The organism is Bradyrhizobium sp., from assembly GCF_019242285.1.
Classification (GTDB): Bacteria; Pseudomonadota; Alphaproteobacteria; order Rhizobiales; family Xanthobacteraceae; genus Bradyrhizobium.
Genome location: NZ_JAFAVV010000360.1, coordinates 1 through 4785 on the forward strand (window position 1 = coordinate 1; position 4785 = coordinate 4785).

Genomic DNA, 4785 nt, shown 5'->3' on the forward strand with positions numbered 1-4785 from the left:
GGCGAGCAGCCGGCGTGTATAGGGATGCCGCGGGCGCTTCAGTACGTCCTCGACCGGCCCCTGTTCGACAACGCGGCCATTCTCCATGACCGCGACGCGGTCCGCGATGTCGGCGACGACACCGAAATCATGAGTGATGAACAGCACCGCCATGCCGCGCCGCTGCTGGATGTCGCGGATGAGCCGAAGGATCTGCGCCTGCGTGGTGACGTCGAGTGCCGTGGTCGGTTCGTCCGCCACCAGGATCGACGGTTCGAGCGCCAGTGCCATTGCAATCATGACGCGCTGACGTTGGCCGCCCGACAATTGATGCGGATAGCTGCGGATGATCCGCTCCAGGTCGCGCAAGCCCACTTCTTCGAGGCGGGCGCGCAGGCGCACCTGCCGTTCAGCCGGCGTGAGCTGCTCGTGCGCCTCGAACGCCTCCACGATCTGGTCGCCGATCCTGATCACGGGATTGAGCGCCGTCATCGGCTCCTGGAAGATCATCGCGATGCGCCGCCCGCGCAATGTCCGCCATTCTGCGGGCGGCAGCCTCAGCAAATCGCGGCCCTCGAAGCGGATGGCGCCTGCAACCGGGCGAATGACCTTCGGCAGCAGGCCCATCACGCCAGAGGCGCAGACCGATTTGCCGGAGCCGGATTCGCCGACAACGCAGAGGATCTGACGCGGGTGCAGAGCAAGGGAGACGTCTTCGACGGCGAAGGCGCGATCAGCGCCGGCGGGGAGCGCCAGCGTCAGCTGCTCGATGGACAGGATCGCCTCTGCCGTCTCGCTCATGTTGTCCGATCCGGTATCGCGATCTTCCCTCATCCCGGTCAAGCCGCCAGCGCGATGCCGTCCTTGCGCTGGTCGGACGCGCCGAACATGACGCCCCGGGATACATCGACGTGCACGGCCTGACAGCCTCCCAGCGGTTCGTCCGCCCAGATCACGCGGTGGCCGCGGGCGACCAGATCGTCAGCGACAGAGGTGGGAATCGTGGGTTCGAGGGTCAGCGTACCGTCGAACGCGAAGCTGCGCGGCGCATCCGAGGACTGCTGAATGTCGAGACCGCGATCGAGCACGCCGCTCAGGATCTGCACATGTCCCACTGCCTGGTATTGTCCGCCCATCACGCCAAAGGCCAGGATTGGGTTGCCACGCCTGGCCAGCAGACCCGGAATGATGGTGTGAACGGGACGCTTTCGCGGCGCGATGGCATTGGGGTGTCCGTCGACGAGAGCGAATCCCGAACCGCGGTTCTGCAGCAGCACGCCGGAGCGAGGGGCATAGATGCCGCTGCCGAAGGCGAAGAACAGCGAATTGATGAGAGACACCAGGTTGCCGTCGCGATCGGCGACCGCAACATAGGCGGTGTCGCGATGAACAGGCACGTCGCAGTCCACCGGCGCGCTGGCGCGCTCCCGCCTGATGCGGAGGCGCAATGCCGCGGCTGATTCCTCCGAGAGCAGCGCGTCGACGTCGAGCGGACGGAACGCCGGGTCCGCAACCAGCGCGTCGCGCTGCCGGTAAGCCGCCTTGGTCGCCTCGGCCAGGAGATGAATGCGGTCAGCCTCGCCGAGCGCCGGATCGGCCATATCGAAGCCGGCAAGGATGCGGGCGATCAACAGCGCCGCCACGCCCTGCCCGTTCGGCGGGCATTGCCAGATTTGATGATCACGGTAGTCGGCGCTGATCGGCGCAACGTATTCCGGGCGGGCGCTCGCCAGATCGTCGGACCGCATCAGTCCGCCCAGTGCCTTCAGTGTTGAGGCAATTTCCTCGGCGACGGCACCTTCGTAAAAAGCGGCGCGTCCTTCACGAGCGATCCGGCGCAACGTCGCAGCCAGCGCCGGATGGCTGAGCTTGCTGCCGACGCGGGGTGCAGCGCCACCGGGCAGGTACACCGGTACACCGGTCCGATGCCGTTCGACGCGATTGGCATAGCGTGCCCAATCCAGCGCGGCGCGGGGCGTAACCACGAAGCCGGTTTCGGCAGCGCGGATCGCGGGCGCCAGAATCTCGTCCAGGCCTTTCGAACCATGATCGGCGGAAAGCCGGCACCACGCATCCACCGCCCCCGGAACCGTGACGGCATGCGGGGAATCGTCAGGGATCGACGCCAGTCCCTGTTGCCTAAACCAGCCGAGCTCGGCCTTCGCCGGCGCTCTGCCCGAACCATTGATGGCGATGGGCTTGCCAGAGGCGGGTGCATAGATCGCAAAACAGTCGCCACCGATGCCGGTCATGTGCGGATCAATGACGCCCTGAAGGGCGATCGCGGCAATCGCGGCATCGACGGCGTTGCCGCCACTGCGCAGGATCTCGACCGCAGCCAGCGTGACAGCGGGGTGAGAGGCCGCGACCATGCCCCGATCGCCCACCGCCAGCGAGCGTCCCGGCACCATGAAATCGCGCTGTCCCCAGCTCATGCCCTTCTCCGATTGCTGGCGCGGGGCCGGGTGGCAAGTGCGGCGGCAGCCGGTTCATCGCAGAGAACATCGACGTTGCCATGCTGCCGAAGTGCCGATGCGGGGCAAGCCGGGCCGATCGGGCCGTCGATTGCCGCTGCGACTGCGGCCGCCTTCTCCGGTCCCGTTGCAATCAGGAGGATGCTCCGGGCCTCCAGGATTGTCGCGATGCCCATCGTGATCGCACGTCGGGGAACAGATACGCGATCGGGAAAATTGCCGGCATTGGCAATGCGGGTCGCTTCGTCGAGCCAGATCTCGCGGGTGCGCGAGGCGAAGTCCGAACCCGGCTCATTGAAGCCGATATGGCCGTTGGCGCCGATGCCGAGCAGCAGCAGGTCGATGCCGCCGGCTGCCGCTATCTGCGCCTCATAGCGCGCGGCCTCGGCGGCGACTTCGATGGCCATGCCGTCGGGAATCCTCGCCCGTTCGGCTGGCATATCCACGTGCCGGAACAGATGCTCCTGCATGTACGCATGGAAGCTTCCCGGCGATTGCGGCGCGACGCCGACATATTCATCGAGGTTGAAGCTCGTTGCCGCTCGAAACGAGATCAGGCCGGCGTGGGTTGCGGCGACCAGGCGGGCATAGAGCGGCGTCATTGTCGCGCCGGTCGCAAGACCAAGGTTGATCGGCTGTCGATCGCGCATCCGGGCGATGACGAATGCGGCCGCGCGCTCCGCGACGGCATTCGCATTGCCGACAACCTCAATTCTCGGCGCGCGCTCTTTCATGCCGCGACCTCTGCCGCCGCGACGGGAAGAGCCAGGGGGCCCGCATCCCTGCCGATGCCAAACAGCGAGCGATGCACGAGATCGATCGCACTGCCGATCGCGCCGATCAGCGTGGCACGATTTCCGAGCGCGCTGAGCTCGATACGAACCGGCTCGCGCATGCAGCGCCCCAGATGTTCATCGATCCGGAGCTTCAACTCGGGCCGCGCGCCGATGCTGCCACCCATGATGATCATCTCCGAATCGAGGATGCTGTGCACGGCCAGGATCGCGGTCGTGAGGATCCGGCTGACCTCGTCGATCGTGATCCGCGCCGCCGGCTCGGTTTCGAGCCGGTCGAAGACATCGCGCACCGTGCCGCCCGGAGCGCCGCCAAGTCCGAGATAGCGTTCGACGATGCCGGCGCTGCCAATGGCGGTCTCCAGGGTACCGAACCGAAGGCCGCGCGCATCATAGGGATCGCCCCCAAGCGGCAGGTAGGCGATCTCGCCGGCCGCCCCACGCGCGCCGCGCACGAGATAGCCGTCCGAAAAGATGCCCATGCCGATACCGGTGCCGACGGCGATGAAGGCGAAGCTGCGGGCCTTGCGGCTGTTGCCGCGCCAGTGCTCCCCGACCGCGGCAAGATTGACGTCATTCTCGATGGCGACGTCGATGCCGAGTCGCTCGCGCAATGCAGCCCGCACGTCCAGGCTGTCCAGTCCGGGAATATTGGGCGCGATGACGATGCTGCCCGAGGCCGGATCGACCATGCCCGGACTTCCCATCACGCTGCCGCGCAAACGCTGCGGCGGTACCGATGCATGCTGGAGCAGAGCATCCTGCATGCGCCCGATCTGGGCGACCACGGCGCTGCCGCCGCCGCAGGATGTCGGTTCGATGCTCTCGGCGACGATCTCACCCTGCAAGTCGGCAAGCGCGACATGCAGTTTCGTGCCGCCAAGGTCGATGCCCAGCACGAAGGCGGCGTCCGGCCGCAACGCATAGGTCACGGCACTTCTGCCCACGCTGCCCTGGATTTGTCCGTCCTCGCGCACCCAGCCGTCGCGTTCGAGGTCGCGCATGACTTCCGAGATAGTCTGTTTGGACAGGCCCGTGCTCCGGGCGATTTCGGCGCGGGAGACCGATCGGTCTCGCAACAGGCGCTCGACCACGAGGCGCACGGACTGTTGTCGCGCAACGGGCGATGAAGGGGCGTCTTGCATGGACCTTGATCCGATTAGTCAATATACCGAACTAATCAACGTTCCGCCAGCCGTCAAGAGGTGAATCGCGGAGACGTAATCGCGTCCGCAAGGTATCCTCTTGTAACATAATTACGGACTTCAAGATGATTTGTTCGATACATTTACAAATTGAATCAGGCGTGCTTGTCTCATCGTTCAACAGCAAAGCTCGGAAAAAGCCTCGGGACGAAAGGAATTCCGTATGAAGCGGATGGGCACGGCGTTGGCGGCGATTCTGATGATCGCATCGGGCTCGGTCGCGGCCGCTGCCGCAACACTGCGGGTCGGCATTCAGGACGATCCCGATGCGCTCGACCCGGCACTCAGCGGCACATACACCGGCCGCTTCGTGTTTGCCGCGCTGTGTGACAA

General features: G+C 65.6%; 4 protein-coding genes. All 4 read right to left on the minus strand.

What is annotated here, in order from left to right; genetic code table 11:
• On the minus strand, positions 1 to 780 hold a 780-nt coding region (locus JOY90_RS14115; RefSeq protein ID WP_291691734.1), incomplete at its 3' end, for an ABC transporter ATP-binding protein.
• 38 nt (positions 781 to 818) lie between these two features.
• A complete protein-coding gene (gene ggt / locus JOY90_RS14120; protein WP_291691735.1) occupies positions 819 to 2390 on the minus strand; it encodes a gamma-glutamyltransferase in 1572 nt (523 codons plus the stop codon).
• Between the two features lie 20 nt (positions 2391 to 2410).
• Entirely contained in the window at positions 2411 to 3187 is a 777-nt protein-coding gene (gene nagB / locus JOY90_RS14125; RefSeq protein WP_291691736.1) for a glucosamine-6-phosphate deaminase, read from the minus strand.
• On the minus strand, positions 3184 to 4392 hold the full coding sequence (locus tag JOY90_RS14130) for an ROK family transcriptional regulator (RefSeq protein ID WP_291691737.1): 1209 nt from the start codon (positions 4390 to 4392) through the stop codon (positions 3184 to 3186). The genes nagB and JOY90_RS14130 overlap by 4 nt, the downstream gene beginning before the upstream one ends.
• Between the last annotated feature and the right edge of the window lie 393 nt (positions 4393 to 4785).